The organism is Nocardia sp. CA-128927, from assembly GCF_050955855.1.
Classification (GTDB): Bacteria; Actinomycetota; Actinomycetes; order Mycobacteriales; family Mycobacteriaceae; genus Nocardia.
Window position 1 is genome coordinate 1,307,030 of sequence record NZ_CP192087.1, and the last position, 19,688, is coordinate 1,326,717.

The 19,688-nt window shown below is 67.5% G+C and carries 12 protein-coding genes; 5 read left to right on the plus strand and 7 right to left on the minus strand.

Annotated features, from left to right (window positions below; genetic code table 11):
• Positions 1 to 84: 84 nt before the first annotated feature.
• The gene (gene eccCa / locus ACQPW1_RS06045; RefSeq protein ID WP_433661749.1) at positions 85 to 4,116 is read left to right on the plus strand and encodes a type VII secretion protein EccCa; all 4,032 of its coding nucleotides are present in this window, start codon (positions 85 to 87) and stop codon (positions 4,114 to 4,116) included.
• Complete coding sequence (locus ACQPW1_RS06050; RefSeq protein WP_433661750.1) at positions 4,116 to 5,573, plus strand: type VII secretion-associated protein; 1,458 nt, start codon at positions 4,116 to 4,118, stop codon at positions 5,571 to 5,573. The genes eccCa and ACQPW1_RS06050 overlap by 1 nt, the downstream gene beginning before the upstream one ends.
• Positions 5,574 to 5,684: 111 nt before the next feature.
• Here the strand turns inward: ACQPW1_RS06050 and ACQPW1_RS06055 are convergent, their stop codons facing one another.
• The 6 genes from ACQPW1_RS06055 to ACQPW1_RS06080 all read right to left on the minus strand — a co-directional run bounded on the left by ACQPW1_RS06055 (position 5,685) and on the right by ACQPW1_RS06080 (position 12,200).
• Positions 5,685 to 5,987 carry a WXG100 family type VII secretion target gene (locus ACQPW1_RS06055; protein ID WP_433661752.1) on the minus strand — a complete coding sequence of 101 codons (303 nt, stop codon included), beginning with the start codon at positions 5,985 to 5,987 and terminating at the stop codon, positions 5,685 to 5,687.
• Positions 5,988 to 6,026: 39 nt separating this feature from the next.
• A complete protein-coding gene (locus ACQPW1_RS06060) occupies positions 6,027 to 6,344 on the minus strand; it encodes a WXG100 family type VII secretion target (protein ID WP_433661753.1) in 318 nt (105 codons plus the stop codon).
• A gap of 496 nt (positions 6,345 to 6,840) precedes the next feature.
• Positions 6,841 to 8,400 (minus strand): protein kinase domain-containing protein, encoded by a 1,560-nt coding sequence (locus tag ACQPW1_RS06065; protein WP_433661755.1) that lies wholly within the window; start codon positions 8,398 to 8,400, stop codon positions 6,841 to 6,843.
• A 76-nt stretch (positions 8,401 to 8,476) separates the two neighbouring features.
• Positions 8,477 to 9,700, minus strand: a complete 1,224-nt coding sequence (locus ACQPW1_RS06070; protein ID WP_433661756.1) for a DUF7373 family lipoprotein — start codon at positions 9,698 to 9,700, stop codon at positions 8,477 to 8,479.
• Entirely contained in the window at positions 9,697 to 10,911 is a 1,215-nt protein-coding gene (locus ACQPW1_RS06075) for a DUF7373 family lipoprotein (protein ID WP_433661757.1), read from the minus strand. The genes ACQPW1_RS06070 and ACQPW1_RS06075 overlap by 4 nt, the downstream gene beginning before the upstream one ends.
• 83 nt (positions 10,912 to 10,994) lie before the next feature.
• A complete protein-coding gene (locus ACQPW1_RS06080) occupies positions 10,995 to 12,200 on the minus strand; it encodes a DUF7373 family lipoprotein (RefSeq protein WP_433661758.1) in 1,206 nt (401 codons plus the stop codon).
• Between the two features lie 146 nt (positions 12,201 to 12,346).
• Here ACQPW1_RS06080 and ACQPW1_RS06085 point away from each other — a divergent pair, with 146 nt between their 5' ends.
• Entirely contained in the window at positions 12,347 to 13,639 is a 1,293-nt protein-coding gene (locus ACQPW1_RS06085) for an FHA domain-containing protein (RefSeq protein ID WP_433661759.1), read from the plus strand.
• 12 nt (positions 13,640 to 13,651) lie between these two features.
• On the opposite strand, the gene ACQPW1_RS06090 is transcribed toward ACQPW1_RS06085, so the two are convergent.
• Positions 13,652 to 15,100 carry a metallopeptidase gene (locus tag ACQPW1_RS06090; RefSeq protein ID WP_433661760.1) on the minus strand — a complete coding sequence of 483 codons (1,449 nt, stop codon included), beginning with the start codon at positions 15,098 to 15,100 and terminating at the stop codon, positions 13,652 to 13,654.
• Between the two features lie 108 nt (positions 15,101 to 15,208).
• On the opposite strand from ACQPW1_RS06090, the gene ACQPW1_RS06095 reads away from it, so the two are divergent.
• Both ACQPW1_RS06095 and ACQPW1_RS06100 read left to right on the plus strand, forming a co-directional pair.
• The gene (locus ACQPW1_RS06095; protein WP_433661761.1) at positions 15,209 to 17,695 is read left to right on the plus strand and encodes an FHA domain-containing protein; all 2,487 of its coding nucleotides are present in this window, start codon (positions 15,209 to 15,211) and stop codon (positions 17,693 to 17,695) included.
• A 76-nt stretch (positions 17,696 to 17,771) separates the two neighbouring features.
• The gene (locus ACQPW1_RS06100; RefSeq protein ID WP_433661762.1) at positions 17,772 to 19,568 is read left to right on the plus strand and encodes a hypothetical protein; all 1,797 of its coding nucleotides are present in this window, start codon (positions 17,772 to 17,774) and stop codon (positions 19,566 to 19,568) included.
• Positions 19,569 to 19,688 lie beyond the last annotated feature (120 nt).

A 19,688-nucleotide genomic window follows, 5' to 3' on the forward strand; every position in this document is an offset into this window, starting at 1 on the left:
TCGCACCATGAGGGAGCATCGCGACCGAATCATGTGCCAGTGTGCCGTGCACATTCCGGAGCCGAGCGCTAGCGAGGCGGAGGAATGAGTACCGTCCGGTTCCAGCGTCGCGCGCGCCGGGAGATGCCGCGTTCGCCCGGCGGCGAGGTCACCCTGCAGCCGCCGCCCGAGATCCCCCGGGTGACGCCGGGCAATCTGCTGATGAAGCTGATGCCGGTCGTGATGATCATCGGCATGGTCGGCATGATGGCGCTGCTGTTCACCCAGGGCGGCGGCATCGGGTCCAACCCGATGAGCATGATGTTCCCGCTGATGATGATGTTCTCGATGGTCGGCATGTTCGCCGGTCAGGGCGGTGGCAAGGGGGCGAAGGCCGCCGAGGCGAACGAGGACCGCAAGGACTATCTGCGTTATCTGGATCAGGTGCGCCGCGACGTCGACAACACCTCGACCCAGCAGCGCGCCTCGGTCGAGTGGAGCCACCCAGAGCCCGGCCTGGTCTGGATGCTCGCGGGCACCAGCCGGATGTGGGAGCGCCGGGCCGGCGACAAGGATTTCTGCCACGCCCGCATCGGCGTCGGCGGGCAGCGGCTGGCGACCCGCCTGGTCGCGCCGGAGACCGGACCGGTCGAGGAGCTGGAGCCGATCGCGGCCGTCTCGCTGCGCCGTTTCGTGCGCGCGCACTCGACCGTGCCCGACCTGCCGACCGCGATCGCGGTCAAGGGCTTCGCGACCATCGCGCTGGACGGCGACCGGGTCGAGGCCAGGGACATGACGCGCGCGATGCTGTTGCAGCTGTGCATGTTCCAGGCGCCGGACCAGGTGCTCGTCGCGGTGGTCTGCGGCCCGGACACCGCGCGCGAGTGGGAGTGGACCAAGTGGCTCCCGCACACCCAGCACCCCGACGCGCAGGACGGCATCGGCACTCAGCGGATGTTCTACGGCTCGATCCGGGAGGCCATGGCGGGCTTGCAGCCGCTGCTCGGCAACCGGGTCCGGTACTCGCGCAACCAGCCTGCCAACGCCAACATGGTGCACATCGTGATCATCGTCGACGGCGGCCTGCTCGAGGCCGAGGACGATCAGCTGCGCGAGTCCGGCTATGAGGGCGTCACCATCATCGACCTGTGCGGATACGCACCGCGGTTGGCGGTGTCGCGCGGCATCAAGATGATCGTGGAGAACGGCGAGTGCGTCGGCCGCGGCGCGACCGGTAACCAGGAGCGCTTCGCGCTGATCGACCGGATCAGCCCGCAGCAGGCGCAGCAGGTGGCCCGCAGGCTCGCGCCGTACCGCGCCGCGACCCAGCGCAGCAGCGACGTGGAAACCGATGACTCCGAGGTCATTTCGACCTGGAGTCAGCTGATGGGCCTCGGCGACATCGGCATGTTCAACCCCGAACACGCCTGGCGGCCGCGCTACGGCCGGGAGCGGCTGCGAGTCGCCTTCGGCGTCGGCGCCGACGGCCTGCCGGTCGAACTCGATATCAAGGAAGCCGCCGAGAACGGCATGGGCCCGCACGGTCTGTGCATCGGCGCCACCGGTTCCGGTAAGTCGGAGTTCCTGCGCACGCTGGTGCTCAGCCTGCTCGCCACCCATTCGCCGGACCAGCTCAACCTGGTGCTCGTCGACTTCAAGGGCGGCGCGACCTTCCTCGGCTTGGACAGCGTGCCGCACGTCGCGGCCGTCATCACCAACCTGGAAGAAGAGGCCGACCTCGTCGACCGGATGAAAGACGCGCTGGCCGGTGAGATGAACCGCCGCCAGGAGGTGCTGCGCGCCGCGGGCAACTTCGCCAACGTCTCCGAATACGAGAAGGCCCGCGCGGCGGGCGCCGACCTCGATCCGCTGCCCGCGCTGTTCGTGGTGCTCGACGAGTTCTCCGAACTGCTCACCCAGCACCCGGATTTCGCGGAACTGTTCGTGATGATCGGCCGGCTCGGCCGCTCGCTGCACGTGCATCTGCTGCTCGCCTCGCAGCGCCTGGAAGAGGGCAAGCTGAAGGGTCTGGAGAGCCACCTTTCCTACCGGATCGGCCTGAAGACCTTCTCTGCCAACGAATCCCGCCAGGTCCTCGGTGTCCCCGACGCCTACAACCTGCCGAACAACCCCGGTGGCGGCTACCTGAAGTCGGACTCCGGCGAGATCGTCCGGTTCCAGGCCTCCTATGTCTCCGGTCCGTATGTCGGCGGCGGCTCGCAGCGCGACATCACCGTCGCCACCCAATCCGGCGACATCGATATCAAGGCCCGGCCGTTCACCGCCACGCACGTGGATTTCCGTGCGGTGGACCGGGTTCCGCTGCCCGCCGAGCCCGGCGAGAGCGAGCATCAGGGCGACGACGGCGAGCAGGTCTCCAACGTGGCCATGCTGGTCTCGCGGATCAACAGCCACGGCCGTCCCGCACACGAGATCTGGCTGCCGCCGTTGGACGAGGCGCCGACGCTCGATCAGCTCATCCCGCGCTCGATCCTCACCGGCGAGTACGCCGCGGTGGCCACGCTGCGCGCGCCTATCGGCATCGTCGACCGGCCGTACGACCAGCGGCGTGACCCGATGGTGGTCGACCTGTCCGGCGCACGCGGCAACGTCGCCATCGTCGGCGGCCCGCAGTCCGGCAAGTCGACCGCGCTGCGCACGCTGATCATGGCCATGTCGCTGACGCACACCGCCGAGCAGGTGCAGTTCTACTGCCTCGACTTCGGTGGCGGCACGCTGATGAGCCTGCAGGGTCTGCCCCATGTCGGTTCTGTCGCAAGCCGATTGGACGCGGACCAGGTGCGGCGGACCATCGCCGAGATGACCACCATCGTGCGCACGCGTGAGGCGCGGTTCCGCCAGCTCGGCATCGAGTCGATGACGGAGTTCCGTCGCCTGCGCGCCATGGATCCGGCCAGCAGCCCGGCCGCGACCGGTGCGCACGAGGATCCGTTCGGCGATGTGTTCCTGGTGATCGACGGCTTCGGCTCCATCCGCCAGGACTTCGAGCTGCTCGAACAGGTGATCATGAACCTGGCGGTGCAGGGTCTGTCGTATGGCGTGCACATCGTCATCGCGCTCAACCGATGGGCGGAGGCGCGGCCCGCGCTGAAGGATCAGATCGCCACCAGAATCGAACTGCGACTCGGCGATCCGATGGACTCCGACCTCGGCCGCAAGTTCGCCGCGATGGTCCCGCAGGGCCGCCCCGGCCGCGGTATGACGCCGGACTGCCTGCACATGCTGACCGGCCTGCCGCGCATCGACGGCAGCTCGGACCCGACCAATATCGGCCAGGCGGTCGGCGACGCGGTCGCGACCATGGCCCGCCTGACGCCGGGCCGCCCGGCGCCGCCGGTGCGCATGCTGCCGGAAGAGCTCCCGCGCGAGCAGCTGCTCTACCTGGCGGGCAACTGGCCGACCCAGGTCGACCAGTCGGTGAAGTGCACGCGAATCCCGATCGGTATCAACGAATCCGAGTTGGCCCCGGTCTACATCGACTTCGCCGAGAGCCCGCACTTCATCATCATCGGCGATACCGAGTCGGGAAAGACGACGCTGCTGCGCTCCATCGTCGAGGGCATCGCAGCGTCGAATACCCCGGACCAGGCGCGGATCATCATGGGCGACTACCGGCGTTCGATGCTCGGCATGGTGCCCGAGGGTCATCTCGCCGGTTACGGCTCGACCGCGCCTCAGTTCACGCAGAACATGGCCGATCTCGCCGCGTACGTCAGCAAGCGCACGCCGGGCCCGGATGTGACGCCGCAGCAGCTGCGGGACCGTTCGTGGTGGAGCGGGCCCGAGTTGTACGTGATCGTCGACGATTACGACCTGGTGTCCACCTCCAGCGGCAATCCGGTCCAGGCGTTGGTGGAACACCTGCCGCACGCCCGTGACCTCGGCTTCCATCTGATCATCGCGCGGCGTTCCGGTGGCGCGGGTCGCGCCATGTTCGAGGCGACGCTGGCCAGGATGAAGGACCTCGGGTCGGCCGGTCTGATCATGAGCTGCAGTCGTGACGAGGGTTCGCTGATGGGCACGACCCGGCCGAGTCCGATGCCGCCGGGGCGTGGCACGTACGTCACCAGAAATAGCGAGGGTCTGATCCAGACGGCCTGGATGCCGCAAACCTGATGTCCACCGTCGAGCTGGTGGTCACCGACACGCGCGTCTGGGCCCGTGGTGCGACGACGCACTGGGACGTGCCGCCGTCGATCGTGCTGGGCAGCAACGGGTTCGATCTGGTGGTCGGTGAGTCGCTGACACCGCCGACCCAGGTGAGTTCGGCGGTGCAGTACGTGCCCGCCGAGGCCATCGCGTTGGTGCCCCGTGTCCCGTCCGTCGTCGACGCGGTGACCGCCGTGTTCGCCGCGGTGCTGGAGAACCTGCGGGTCGCCGCGCCGTGCGACCGGATCACCCTGATCTGTCCGACCGAATGGGGTGCGTCGCGTCGCGCCGTCCTGGATCAGGCGGCTCGTCGGTTCACCCCGGACGTCGTGTTCGAGGACTTGGCGGCGCGGGCGGTCGCGGCGGACGAGGGCACCAGCCACAGCCGTCGCACGCTGGTGCTGGAGTTCGGCGCCCTCACCACCACGGCCACCGCGGTCATTCGCAGCCACGAGGGCGTGCACATCGAATCCTGCGAGCACCAGCCAACTCTCGCGCTCGCGGAGATACTGCCGGAATCGCAGGGCTTCACCGACCTGTGCGCGCTGATCGATCGGCTGCTCGACGGGCAGCCCGCCGATCTCGCGCAATCCATCGGCGTCACCGATGCGGGGAAGCTCGACCTGCTCCGCGCGGCCGTTCAGCAGCGGTGCGGGCCGAATGTCGGGCTGCGTGCGCTTACCGGGCCCGATCTCATCCGTGGTCACCAGACCGAACCGATCCACCAGTCGGAGTTGCCGACCGCGCTGCCGCAGGCCGAGTGGATGCAGCCGCTGCGCGAACGCGCAGCCGCCCAGCAGCCCCGCCGCGGCGGCGTCGGTTATGTGGGCGCGGCCATCGCCGCGGTGGTCGTGGTCGCGGCGGTCGTTGTTGGTGGCGTGGTCTTCCTGAACAGGTCCGATGACAGCCCGACCGCCGCGCCCGCTACCTCGGCCCCGAGCAGCGAACCGGCACCGAGCAGCACCGTCGCCGCGCCGACGACCACTGTCGCCGCCGCGCCGGAAACCTACGGCCGCATCCGCTTTCAAGTCCCGGCAGGCTGGCATATCGCGTCGCCGCCCGACGCCACCGGCAATTCCCGGGTGGATCTCTCCCCGGACGACGGTGCCCGCCTTCGCGTCACAGTGACGCAAACCCCGGTCGCTCCGGGTGCGAGCTACGAGCAGGTCGCGGCGAAGCTCGAGACCCAGATGAGTCAACGCCCCACCGGCGTGATGTCCGACCTGAAACGCGATGTCGTCTACGGCGGCCGCTCCACCCTCGCCTATACCGAACTACCCGGCGACGGATCCGTCGTTCGCTGGCATGTGTTGCTGGAGTATGGAACTCAGGTCAGCATCGGTTGCCAATACATCGGCGACGACTGGCAGTCTTTATCGACTACGTGTGAGAAATTCGGTAGTTCGGTGCGCGTTATCCAGTGAATTCCGCTGCGGCAGCACAACATTGCTGCCGCACACCCCGGAAACTCCCCGCACATAATTCGGGCCCCCGGCAATTGCTTGCCGGGGGCCCGAATTGACCGAGACAGGATCTCAGAAAAGGCCTGCGAGGTTGGTGTCGGTGCTCTGCAGGTCCGTGTTGCCGGTGCTGACGGCCCGGCCAGCGGTCTCCAGCGTGGCGTTCAGCTGGGTGACGCTCGTGTTCCACTGCGTCTGGAGCTGGGCGAACGCGTCGTTCGCGTCACCCTTCCAGTAGTTGGTCACGAAGTCGGTGACCTGCTTGTGGAAATCCTCGAGCATGCTCGTGATGTTCCGGGCTTCGGACACGATGGACTGGGCGCCTGCTTCGACGGCGCCGAAGTTAGAGGCAATTGTGCCTGGATCGTTTGCTGCCATCTGGAGCTTCTCCTTGTATCTGGTGGTTCGGCTGATCGATTAGGGGAGGTCCAGGCTGGATGCCTGTGCCGCCACTTGCTGGGCGAACTGCTCGTCCTGAGCCGAGAAGGCCTTGCCGGCCTTGGTCAGCTTGTCGGAGGTCTGGTCCAGCTGGTCGTTCAGCTTCCGCGCCTGGGCGAAGTAGTTGTCCATGAGCGAATCGAACGCGGCCCGGGCCTGGCCCTGCCAGGTCGCGGTGGTGTCATCCGACTTGGTGTTCAGCGCGGTGATCGCGTTCTGCAGATCGAGGTGGCGCTGCCTGCAGTTATCTGCAAACTTGGCGATGGCCTCGTCATTCGCTTCAAGCTGTCCTGCCATTTCGGCTCCTCTCGGTTTCCCGTCTCGGCCAACGGCAGAAGCCCCCAGTTGGCCTGTACATCTGATTGGACGCTCGATAGGCCTGATCGGTTCCATCCGACTCGAGAAAGTTTGGATCTCCCCCAACGGAGATCAGGCCCCAGTGTCCTTTGCCTGCTCATCCGTGCTGTCGGGGCCGCATACGGGCCGCTCGCCAGGTCACGGACGTGATCATCTTGGCATGCTTGCAACGCCAGCGCTCGGCTCCCCTCCTTCCCCCTGCTCGCTGATGTCCTGATTGGCGAGTGGGCTGGCTGCGTATACCTTACCCAACCACTATGGTCGCCGCTACAGCAGATCGCAGGGATATCGACACGAAAACCAGTGGTTCGATGGTGCGGAGCACACTGAAACCTTTTCGCGGCGACGTCTTGTTTGCAGCCTGGAGTAATCGCCCGGAGGTTATCAGCGGAAAGCTCAGGGGTATATACAGTTTTGAACTGTTGTCCCGCGCGGACTACTTGACCCGCTTCTGCAGCAGCGGAACCAACTTGTCGAGAAGTACCTGTTCCGAGGCTGGCGTCCAATTCCGGAATGCGCCCACCGCCTCGGGATCGTCCAGCGGGATGACGGTGGCTCGGGTGCCCGCGACCTGGTAGGGCAGGCCGCGCAGCCCGCCGCCGCCGGCCTCCTCGTCGGTCCGGACCGCGAGAACGTAGCTGTCGGACGTCGTCTCGAGCGAGCCCGAGCTCGGCAGCGCTCGCAGGGACGGCTCGTCCCCCTGCTTGAGGTAGTTCAAGTTGTAGACGAAGCCCAGGTCCTCGAGGAACTTTGTCTGCGCGGTGCCGCCCAGGAAGATCGACACCTGTTTGCTCGGACCGGTCGTGCGTGGCACATCCACCACCGTGATGGTCTTGCCACGGAAGGCAGGGTTGGTGGCTCGCGCCTGTTCGATCGACGGCAACGAACTGACCGCGACAGTGGAGCTGGCCGCGATGGGGGTGTCGGTGCCGGGGGAGTCGTTGCCGCCGAACTCCCAGATCCCGATGCCCGCCGCCAGGGCGACCACGACGGCGCCGACGCCCGCGCCGATGACCCAGCGTTTGCGGGAGCTCGGCGGAGTGGTCGCAAGCGCGTGTGGCGCCGAGACGGCAACGCGCGGATCGGTATTCGGCCGTGGGTCGAAGACCTGGATCGGATAGGTGGGCGAGGTACTGGTGGGCACCGGGTTGTAGCCGGGGGTGAGGGCGCTCGCGGCCGCGTCGGTGAATTCGCGGCAGGTGTTGAAACGCTGGGTGGGGTCCTTCGCCAGTGCTCGGGCGAAGACGTGGTCGATGGCGAGCGGCAGGCCGGGGTCGACCGCGGTGGCCAGCGGCGGCGGCTCGTGCAGGTGACCCATCATGACCAGCGCGGGTTGCGGTGCCGGGTACGGGTTTCGGCCGGTGAGCAGCTTGAAGAAGGCGCAGGCCAGGCTGTAGATATCGGCGCGATGGTCGAGGTGCCCGCCGACCAGCTGCTCGGGCGGGGCGTAGGCGATGGTGGCGACGAAGCTGCCGGTCTGGGTGAGCTCGGTGGTGTCGTCGTTGGACTTGGCGACGCCGAAATCGGTGAGCAGCACGCGTTCCTCGTCACCCTCGGTGGCGGAGAGCAGGAAGTTGGCGGGCTTGACGTCGCGGTGCAGCAGGCCTTTTCGGTGCGCGTAGTCGAGGCCCTTGCCGACCTCGGTGGTGATGCGCAGTGCGCGTAGCGGATTCATCGAATGCCGGTCGCGGGCCAACTCGGCCGAGGCATCGGTGCCGTCGACGTACTGCATGGCGATCCACAGCTGGCCGTCTTCTTCGCCGCGGTTGTAGACCGCCACGATGTTCGGATGGTCGAGCCCGGCGGCGAGATTGGCCTCGCGCTCGAAGCGGGTGCGGAACTCGTGGTCGTTGCTGAGTTCGCCGCTGAGTACCTTCAGCGCGTCCATGCGCGGCAGACTGGGATGTTTGGCCAGGTAGACCGTGCCCATGCCGCCCGCACCGAGCACGCCCTGGACGCGGTACCCGCCCACGATAGTGCCGGGGCTTATCGCCATGATCCACAATCTCCTGAGTCGGTGCTCCCCACGCGGCAGCATACTTGACCGCTCGGATTCGGCTCGGTGCGTCGCATTACCGGCTGTTCGCGAAGATTGCGTACTGCGCGGCGGCGCGTTGCTGCACATCCAGTAACTGGTTGCCGGTCACGAATCCCGCGTATTGGCGATAGGCGACGACACAGGTGAATCGCTTCATATCGAAGTCGAAGTCATCGCGTTTGTTCTCGATACAGATCGAATCCGGCACATTCGGTGGGGCATCGGCGTCGCGCGCCACCGGTGCGGGGGTGAGCCTTTCGGCAACAATCTTCTTGGCCGCCGCCGAATCCGGCGTGCGGACGACGATCGTGCCATCGGAAACGGCGAAGCGGTCCGCGTTCATCGCGCTGAAGCGTTGCTTCGCGATACTCAGGTCATCGGCGTATTGGATGACGCCGCGCAGATTGTAGAGCGCTTGACTGCCGACGGCGGGCCGCTCGAACTTGTTCGGATTCAGCGCGCGGCTCAGCAGATGGTCGGTGTCCCATGGCAATTGGAACAACTCTTCGTCGGTGAGCGGCTTCAGCTGGTCCAGCACGGGAAGCTGTGCGTCATAGGACTTCTCGGCCAGCGCGGTAAGTGCGGTCAGGTCCGGCTCGCGGGTGGAGACGAGGAACGCGACGACGTAGGGCCCGTGCGCGAGGGTGGTGCGCAGAAACGGCGTGCCCGGCCGCCAGTGTGCGTGGGCGGCATTGTATTTGGGCAATGGCACCGGCTGGTTCTGCTCCCGGTTGGCGCCCAGATCCGCGTCGTAGAACTCGGTTGCGGCCGTTGCCGCCCGCGCCGCGTCGGGAAACTGCATGACCATGGTGGAGATGGTCGTCGCGCGCTGCGTCGTCTTTCTCGGCCAGTCGGCCGCGATGATCGAGGTCTTCTGGTCGAAACCGGTTGTCCGGAAGCCGAACAGCAGCTTGTTCCGCGCGGCGACCGCTTTCATGGCGCCTTCGTCACCCAGTTCGCTGGGCGGCAGTCCGCGGGATATCTCGGCGGGCAGTTGGCCGTATTTCAGGCTCGGATCGATTTCAAAGGCGGGTAACACGTAGTCCGACAACCGCATCGCGGCGATGTGCGGCATCGTGATGAAATCGGGTTGGTAGTCGTCATCGTGCGCATTGAGCGGCTCGGTGGGATAGGAACCGGTGTCGAGCTTACGAATGTCGATTTCGGCGGGCTGCGATGTCCCGGACATGGTCGATCCGCAGGCGGTGACGACGGTCGCCAACAAGGCGGCGAAGGACAGCATGATGGCGCGCCTCATTTGGAATTCACCAGCAATGCGTACTCCGCGGAAATCCGCTGTTGTGCGTCGAGCAACTGGTGTGACGCCGAGAATGCGGCGTAGCGGCCGTAGGACACCGAGCAGTAGAAGCGGATCGCGAGGTTCTGCCGTCCGATGTACTCTTTGCACTCGGCGGCAGGAAGATTCGCCGGTGGCTCGGCCCCGGTGAACTTCTTCGTGACGCCACCGAACTCTTTCCGCAGTACCGCCGCGGCGGCGCCGTCCCTGGCGCGATAGAGATCGACTCCGTTCGTCGCGAACCGGTCCACGCCGACTTCCTCCATGGCTTTGCGATCGCCCAGGTCGCTGAGGAAATGGATTGCGGTGTGGCCGTTGTACGCCCCGGGCGGATTGAGCCAGCCGTCCTCGGCCGGGCGGGCGATGGTGCGATCCAGCATGCCGTCCACATCGATCTGCAGGCTCATCAGTTGATCGAGCGGCGCCGGGTTGAACTTGCTGATCGACGGAACCACCGTGTCGAGGCTCTGCTCCACCAACGCCACCAGCGCGGGCAGATCGACCTTTTCGATGTGGATCTTCAGGTAGTCGTAGATCCACGTATAGACGACGAATTTGCCGGTGGCATACCAGGACCCGATCGATTGCTGGTTCGGCTGCCAATGCGCGTGTGCCGCCGGGTACTTCGGTATCGCCACGGCTGTGTTGCGCTCGGCGGCCTCGAGATCGACCCGCTCCAGCGCCACGGCGGCGTCGGCCGCCTTCTGCTCGTCCGGGAAGATCATGACCGCGTTCATCAGATCGATGCCACGGGAATCTTCTTCGGTGCTGCCGAAACTGAGGAAGCCGGAAACGAAATCCGGTGCCGCCTCGGCGAACCGGTCCACGGCCATGATCTTGCCGATGGAGTACTTCGGATCGGTGAACACCGTTGCGATGAACGGATCGTTGTGCACGAACCGGGGGTCGATATCGACCGGCGGCGGGACGAAATTGCCGAGTCGTTCCGCCTCGATGGTTTTGGCTTGTTGGAGATTCTTCACCGTGCCCAATTGGCGCGGCTTCGTCTCGTAATTCCCCACGTCGAGCTTGCCGAGATCAACGGCCGGGGCCGGGCCGTCCGCGGCGTGCTCAGCCGACCCGCATCCGCCGCTGACGATCGCCAGCGTGGCCGCCATGACCAGTGCATACGCCGTCCGGCGCGGCATCGAGTTCACGCGGAGCTGCAACATCCCTCCCCTGACGACTGTGCTTCCCGCGGAATCCTACGTCACCGGTCGACGCGATACCTGATCACAACGTTCGGGGTCCGACCTCACAGACTGTTCGCCAGCAGCGCGTACTCGGCGGCCACTTTCTGCCGGACATCCGGTTCTTTGTCGCTGGTCACGACACCCACATAACGCTTGTACGAGACATAGCAGCGGAACTTGTATTCGCGGTCCGGGTTGCCCTTGCTGTTGAGCTGCAGGCATTTGGCGCCGGGCACGTCCTTGGGTGCGCCGAGCGTGTCGTAGTGCGCGCCTTCGCTTTCCATCAGGCCGTCGGCCAGTTTCTGGGCGGCGGCGGTGTCCCTGGCGCGCGCGACGTAGCTGTCGTCGGCGACGGCCTGGTGGTCGACGCCCGCGTCGTCGACCAGGCGCAGGTGCGCGGATTCGTCGTCGGCGCGGTGCACCATGTGGTGCGGGCCGAAGATGGCGAAGGTGGCGGTGTCGGGGGCGCGGTTCTTGCGGTCGCTGACGGCGACGCGGGCGAGCAGGCCGTCGGGGTCGACCTTCAGGTCCTTGATCTTCTCCTGCGGCGTCGCCTGGAACTTGTCCAGCTGGGCGACCTGCGCGGCGAGCGCCTTGTCGACCCAGCCCACCAGGTCGGCGCTGTCGGCGCGCGGGCGCTGGATGAACAGGGAGATGACGAATTCCTTGTAGGCCATGAAGGTGCCGACGGTGGGAACGCCTGGGCGCCAATGGATGTAGGCGTCCGGGTACTTGGTCGAGGGAAGTTTGCGGTTCTCCGGCGAGATGGCGATGTCGACGTCCTCGAGCTCGCGGGCGGCGAGTTTCGCGATCGCCGGATCCGGGAAGCGGAACAGCGCGTCGGTGACCGCGGTGGCGTCGGGCGCCGGGTTGGTCTGCCCGGCCGGGTCGGGCTTGTCGGCGCCGCTCGCGGCGTAGCCGGTGATCAGCTTGCGGTCGTCGAAGACCGGCTTGGAGGCCTTGGCGACGAAATCGAGCGCCTGGTCGGCGTCGGCCACCACGGTGCTGCCGCGGCCGAACTTCAGCGACGGGTCGACCTGCACGGTCGGCACCACCGCGTCGGACATCCGCATGCCCTCGAGTAGCGCGGCCTTGTCGCCGGGGTCCTGGTTGTACTGGTGGCGGTCGACCGCGTAGGTGCCGACTTCTAGCTGGCGTACGTCGACTTCGCCCGCGGTAGCGGTACCCCGTACGCCACCGCACCCGGTCAAAAGACCAGCCAATGCGATACACGACGCGGTGAGCGCGATTCGTGATGTCCGAACCATGACGGGCCCCTCGTTTCCTCCACGTGCTGCCACTGAAGTTACCGGACGGACGCCTGGGAGGGGGGTCGATAGTTGTGGGATTGCAATACCCTGGTTTCTGTGACGACGACCCCGAACCGCGCTCTCGGTAGAGACCGATACCTTTGATGGATCGGCAGGTCGAGGTCGTCGTCGGTGGTCATGCGGTGGTCCGCGTCGCGGAGGCGGTCGTGGTTGTCGGGCATCGAGGGCCGGGCAGGCCGACGCAGGATTCGCCCGCCGTGCTCGCCTTGGAATCGTTGGCCGAATTGGTGCGCGAGGCGACCGAGCAGGAGCCGAAGGGGCCGGGGGCGGTGGTAGCGCGTCAGGCCACGCGGTGGCTGATGAAGCATGCCGAGCAGATCAGCCCGGGGGAGCCGATCGATTTCGGGATCCTGTCCACCGCGGAAAACGGTGGGGTGGCGATCTTTCTGCACGGCGCGGTGACCGCGGTGCTGGCCGGTGACGGTCCGGTCGAGCGGTATCGGGGCAGTGACGCGGCGTTCACCGTGGACCGGGTAGCGGGTGTGCCAGCACGGGCCGTCGCACTGTTCGTCGACGACGCGAAGGGCCGCATCCCCGAACTGCCCGCACAGCGCGGCATCGGCTGGCTGGTCGAGGGCATCGCGCAGGCGGGCGGCGCGATCATCTGGTCCGACGAGGTGCGGACCCGCGCGCTGTCGGGACTGCCGCGCGCGGGAACACATCGACGCGGTGACGAGGAGCCGCTGCCGACCGCGCGGATCGATCACGACCCGCCGGAACAGCAGCGAGAACCGGAGCCGGACACCGGAAGTCAGGCCTCGACCGCCGCGCACGGGCCCGACGAGGAGCCGGACCCGCATCGCGCGCAGACCCAGATCGGCGGCACCACCCCGGCCCCACCGCCCGATCCGGAGTTGCAGCGCCGGTTGGAGGCGACGGCGAAGGCCACCGCGCTCACCGTCAAGGTGATGGGATTCAAGTGCGCCAGAGCGCATCCCAGCGATCCGCGCGCGGCGTTCTGCACGGTGTGCGGCATGCCGGTGGACCAGACCCAGGCGCTGATCGAGGTGATCCGCCCGCCGCTCGGCATGCTGATCCTCGATGACGGCATGACCTACGTGCTGGCCGCGGACGCCGTGATCGGCCGCGACCCAGAACATTCCGATGCCGCGCAACGCGGTTTGGTCCCGCTGCGGGTGGACGACTCCTCGGGCGGCATGTCCCGAGCCCACGCCGAGATCCATCTGTTGAATTGGGATGTGACCGTGGTGGATCGAGGTTCCACCAACGGCACGCGCACCCGCTTGCCCGGCTACCGCGACTGGATTCGGTTGGCCCCCAACCAATCCATGGTGCTGGTGGCCGGTGCCGAGGTCATGCTCGGCAACCGCGTGCTGCGCTTCGAGCACGCGGCGCCGCCACCGTTCGGCCGCTGAAACCGTTGCGGCTCAGGAATACCGGGACATGCAGGTGTTCTCGCCGTACAGCACGCCCGCCCGGAACGCGTCCACTCGGGCGAATCCGCTCGGCACGGTCTGGCCGGTCACATCGCTGGCCGCCAACCCGTCGGTGAGCAGGCCGGACACCGCTTCGTCGAGATCGCCTGCGGCCAGCCCGATGTCACCCTGCGAGGCGGGGCGGTTCGGTGCGGCGAGCTTGCCGGTGACCACGCCGGACAGGCAGGCCGCCCGCAGCCCGGTCTTGGCGCCGACCAGTTCTTGCCCGTGGTTCTTCTGCACCGCGAGGGTGTAGCGGGAGATGAAGACGATGTAGCCGTTGTAGTCGCCGGTCACCTTCAGCGGCAGCGGGTCGTCGACGTCCCAGTTCGAGGTGCCGCGCTGGGCGAGCGACGGGATATCGGTGCCGATGGTGTTCTTGTCCGGGCAGTAGCTGACCGGTTCGGTGGCGATGCCGCTCGGGCAGGCGATCTTCGCGCCGGAGTAGTCGTAGGTCGGCGACGGCTTGGTCGGCAGCAGGGCGGCGAGGGCCTTGCTGAGCTCGATCAGGGTTTCCTTGTTGATCTCGTATTCGCCGCGGCCGGTGTCGCCGTCGAAGGTCTTCGGCAAAGCGCCACGCCGCTGGTTGATCTCGTCCATATCGATGCGCTTGCAACCCTTCGCGCCATCGGTGAAACCGGCCTGCACCGCGGTGACGCGTTCGAAGGCCGAGCCGTGCACGCTCTCCGGGTCGGAGGGATCGGAGTCGCGGATCGCGACGGTGGCGGCGAGGACGGAATTGAGGCCGTCGGAGGTGTTGATGGTGAAGTGTTTGGATTTGCCCTCGGCGACCGAGCGCATGAACGCGCCCGCGAAGCAGTCGGCCTGCTGTTCCTTGACGATCACCGGGTCTTTGGCGCCGACGAGCCTGGCCATGGTCTGCACCGCGTGCCCGTATTCGTGCGCGAGCACCATGACCACCGCCATCTTGCCGAAGGTGTCCGTCATGGCGGGCAGCAGCACCGAGCGGTCCCAGCCGATGGAGTTGTCGAGTCGGCAGTACGCGGCGTTCACCAGGTGAAAGGTGGTCTCCTTGCAGAATTCCCGGGCATCGCTGCGTGGCGCCTTCGCGCTCCAGGACAGCAGCGTGTCGACCGGCTTGAAGTCGCCGCTCTGGAACTCCTTGCCGAATTCCGCGTGCCAGTAGGTCTGGATGTCGTCGACGGCGTTGAGGGCCAGCGTGTCCTCGGCGCTGCCGTCGCCGTTGGTGGCGGTGAGCGTGCTGTCCGGGACCCCGGTTCGTGGGCCGCTCGGGCCGTCGGTGGTCGGCAATCCGGCCACCTTGAACGGGTCGTCGTAGATCGAGACGGCGCGGCCGTCCACCAGTCTGGTGCAGCCCGCGACCAGCACCACGACGATCAGGACGGCGGTAATGATCGCCGTCGCACGAACTTTCGGCAAGGCTCCCCCTAAGTCGGCCGGTATCACGTTCACATCGGTCGCCGGATCGGGGCAAAAGGCGCGTCGGGGGCACCGCCGATGTCCGGGTGATGGAATAGTATCCGCTGCATGTCTTCACCGGGGGCGCAGACCATCACCGTGCGCCATGATGGAAACGAACGAGTCTTCGATTCGAGCCAGCAGGTCACCATGGGCCGTGCGCCGGAGGTGACGCTTTTCGTCGACAGCCCGCTTGTTTCGCGGGTGCACGCGACGCTCACCTGGCAGGGTAGTGCCTGGGTGCTGAGCGATAACGGAAGCACCAACGGCGTGTTCGTCGACGCCCGCAGACTCGCGCAACCGGTGTCGATCGATCGGCCGACGCAGGTGCGGCTCGGTGACGCGATCAGTGGACCACTACTTCATCTATTGCCCGCCAATCCGCAACCACCGCAGCGTCCTTCGGTGCGGCCGCCGCAGTCGGGTCAGCAGCCGATGTCGGGGCAGCCGATGTCCGGCCAGCGGCCCGCCCAGCAGTTCCAGCGCCCGGCGTATCAGCCGCCGCAGGACGCGCAGCCGCAGGTCAACATCAATATGACCACCCGGGCCGACACCTCGAACATGCCGCCGGTGCGCGCGCGGGCGTCGACCGCGGCGATCGCCAGGGGTGATCGCCTGCCCGCCGGTGGCCTGTCGATCGGCCGCACCACCGACAATCAGATCGTCGTCAACGATCCGCTGGCCTCGCGCAAGCACGCGCGCCTCGTCGCCGCGTCCGACGGGCTGACCATCGAGGATCTCGGCTCGGCGAACGGCACCTTCGTCAACGGCCACCGCCAGCAGCGCTCGGTGCTGCGCGAGCGCGACATCATCACCATCGGCAACATCGACTTCGTTGTCCAGCAGGGCACTTTGGTGCTGCGGCAGAAGCCGGTGGCCGAGCAGGGGCTCGCGGTGCACGGGGTCGGGTTCACCGTCGAGGGCAACAAGCAGCTGCTGGTCGATGTGAACATGCAGGCCAGCCGGGGCACGCTGACCGCGCTGATCGGTCCGTCCGGCGCGGGCAAGTCCACGCTGTCCAGGCTGATCGCGGGCACCACCCGGCCGTCCGGCGGTGTGGTCACCTTCGAGGGACGCAATCTGCACGCCGAATACGAGGCGCTGCGTTCCCGGATCGGCATGGTGCCGCAGGACGACGTGCTGCACCGGCAGCTCACCGTGCGCCAGGCGCTGGGCTACGCGGCCGAGCTGCGGCTGCCGCCGGACAACAGCCGGGCCGACCGGCAGCAGGTGATCGACGGTGTGCTGAAAGAGCTTTCACTCACCGAGCACGCCGACACCAGGGTGGACCGGCTCTCCGGCGGTCAGCGCAAACGCGCGTCGGTCGCGCTGGAACTGCTCACCGGACCCTCGCTGCTGATCCTGGACGAGCCGACCTCGGGCCTCGACCCGGCGCTGGACCGGCAGGTGATGGTGATGCTGCGCGAGCTGGCCGACGCGGGCCGCGTGGTGATCGTGGTGACCCACTCCATCGCCCACCTCGACATGTGCGACCAGGTGCTGCTTCTGGCGCCCGGTGGCAAGACCGCCTACTGCGGCAACCCGGCCGGTGTCGGATCCGCGCTCGGCACCACCGACTGGGCGGAGATCTTCGCCAACGTGGCCGCCAATCCGGATCAGGCGTTCGCCGCCTTCCGATCCAGGCAGGCGTTCGCGCCACCGCCGCCACCGCCGCCACAGCAGTACGGAAACGCCGGTTCGCCACCGCAATCCAGTGGCGGCAAACAGTTCTCGACGCTGTCGCGCAGACAGATCCGGCTGATCCTGGCCGACCGCGGCTACCTGTCGTTCCTGGTGATCCTGCCGTTCATCCTCGGCGCGCTATCGCTGGTGGTGCCGGGCAAGGACGGTTTCCAGCGCGGCGCGTTGAAGGCGTTGCCGGACGGCACCTTTGTGCCCACCGGCGGCGGCGAGACCCAGCAGCTGCTGGTGGTGCTGATCCTCGGCGCCTGCTTCATGGGTTCCACGCTCACCGTGCGCGACCTGGTCGGCGAGCGGACCATCTTCCAGCGCGAACGCGCGGTCGGGCTGCTGCCGTCGGCGTATCTGTCGGCGAAGATCGCGGTGTTCAGTCTCACCGCGCTGCTGCAGTCGGCGGTGCTGGTCGGCCTCGTGCTCGCGGGCAAGAAGCGGCCGGGCGAGGGGTCGGTGCTGGCGTCGGGCAGCGGCGAGTTGTACATCGACATCGCGTTGACCGCGGTGTGCTGTGTCGTTGTCGGCCTGCTGCTTTCGTCGCTGGCCAAGTCGAACGAGCAGGTGATGCCGCTGCTGGTGGTCGCCATCATGGTGCAGCTGGTGATGGCGGGCGGGTTGATCCCGGTCACCGGCCGGGTCGTGCTCGAGCAGGTGTCCTGGCTGTTCCCGGCGCGCTGGGGGTACGCGGCAGGCGCGTCGACGGTGAACATTCGTGAGGTGTTCCTCAACGCACAGCCGGACACGTTGTGGCAGCACACGCCGGGCATCTGGGCGCTGGACGTCGGCGTGCTGCTGCTGATCACGCTGGTGCTGGCCATCATCACCTGGCGGCGGTTGCGACTGAAGTCGTCGGCGGCATGATGCGCGAGCGATTTTCCCGCCACTACCGGGGGCTCCGGACAACAGCAAGCATCTCGGCTCCACACCAGGCACACTTATGCCTGTGACGGTGCGAGTAGGGGCAGTACATCTCGGCTGGGATGTGGTGTCCGTGGCCGCGGGTGGCGGTGGCACACCGATCCGCCCGGTTCAGGTGGAGGGCATGTGGACACCGCCGGCATATCTGCTGGCGGATTCGTCGGGTCGGTTGCATACCGCGGGCGTGGATCGGCAGCGCCCGGACCTCGGCATGGCGATCGCCGATGTGCGCGACATCCTCGGCCACCCACAGATCGTGGTGGCCGGGGCGACCTGGCCTGCCGAACTGGTGTTCCGGGCCCGGATGTACAACCCGCTGGCCGCGATCGGTAAGCACCTGCGCGGCAAGCCGGACCTGGTGGCGCTGCCGTTCCCGGACGGCTGGCCGGACGAGAAGGTCGAGGTGTACGCCGCGCTGGTGGAACAGCTCGACGTGACCGTCGAGCCGCTGCCGGAGAGCGTCGCGTTGTCCGGCTATGTGCGCGCCCTCGGGCTGGTGCACCCGCCGGACCAGGCCAGGCCGCACGGCATCGGCGCGACCGGGGTGTACTCCGACGGCCGGACCGTGCTGGTGGTCGCGGTGCACGGCGACGACGAACAGCCGACCGAATCGGTCGACGTGCCGGTGACCATGGAATCCATGCGCGACGCCAGGTCGGCGGACAACGTGGTGATCGAGGTGATGGCCGCGGCCCGCTCGATCGGCGCGGACACCTCGACGGTGTTGCTGTCGGGCAACGTGTGTTTCAACGACGCGCTGCGACTGGCCTTCCAGAACCATCTCGGCCACCGATTGCAGGTCGCCGATCACCCGATGCACGCGCTCGTGCTCGGCGCGGCGCACCTGCTGGTGACCGATACGGAGGCCGAGGAACCGGAACCGTCGGGTCGGCACGCCGAGCCCGCGCAGCCGCGGGTGGACCCCACGCAGTTCCAGGACCCGGGACCGCAGTACCGCGACCCGGCCGGGCACTATCGGGCCGAATCCGCACCGCAGCAGGCCGCGCCTGGCCAGCGTCAGGCCGGTGCCGCGCATCGGCAGGCCGAATCGGCGCAGCGCCAAGCGGAGTCCTCACAGCGGCGAACGGACGTGCCGCAACCCCACATGGATCCGTCCCCGCCGCGCACGGTGCCGCCCGTGCAGTACGGGCCCGGCTATCCGACACAGGGTGAGGACCCGACGACCAGGATCACCCGCGACGACGTGCCCCGGCTGCCGCCGAATCTCGCCGAGCTGGGCAGTCGCTTCACCCGGCCGCCGGGGCAGTACCCCGAGGACCAGCAGGGCCGCCCGCCGACCAGCGCGCCGCAGGGCGGGCCGCCCGCCGGTCCGGCACCCGGTGCGCGTTCGTATCAGGCACCCCAGTCCGATGCCGCCGAGCAGGGGCGGCACGGGCAATGGCGGGAGCCCGAGTCCGAGGACGACGACGAGGACCGGCCCCGCAAGGGGAAGCTGTGGAACAAGATGAAGGACAACCTGTTCGGGGCGCACACGGTGGTCGGCGCGCTGGCGCTGGCGGTGGTCGCGCTGCCGACCGGTGGTGATCGCATCGAGTTGGTCTCGGCCGAGGTGAGCATGGCGGCAATGCCGGGCCCGCTGGCCGCGGCCGAGCCGATCGTGTGTCCGTTGACGCCGTACGTGACCAACGAGGTCCGTCCCGGCATCTCGTCCGCGCGCGGTCACTCGTCCGGCGGTCCGCGCAACGACCGGGGCACCGCGGACCAGGACTGCAAGCAGCCGGGCATCGACACCCTGCGCTACCTGCTGCCCGGGCCGCGGCGCGCGATCGATCCGGGACCGCCGATCGAGATCTGAGGCGATTTCTCCTCGCCTGATCCGGGCTGGTATCGTGCATCGTTGGCGTATGGACGGCTGGGCAACCGGTCGTGCAATCGAATCCCGGGTCTCCACCGGCCGCCGGGAGCTTCGACCACA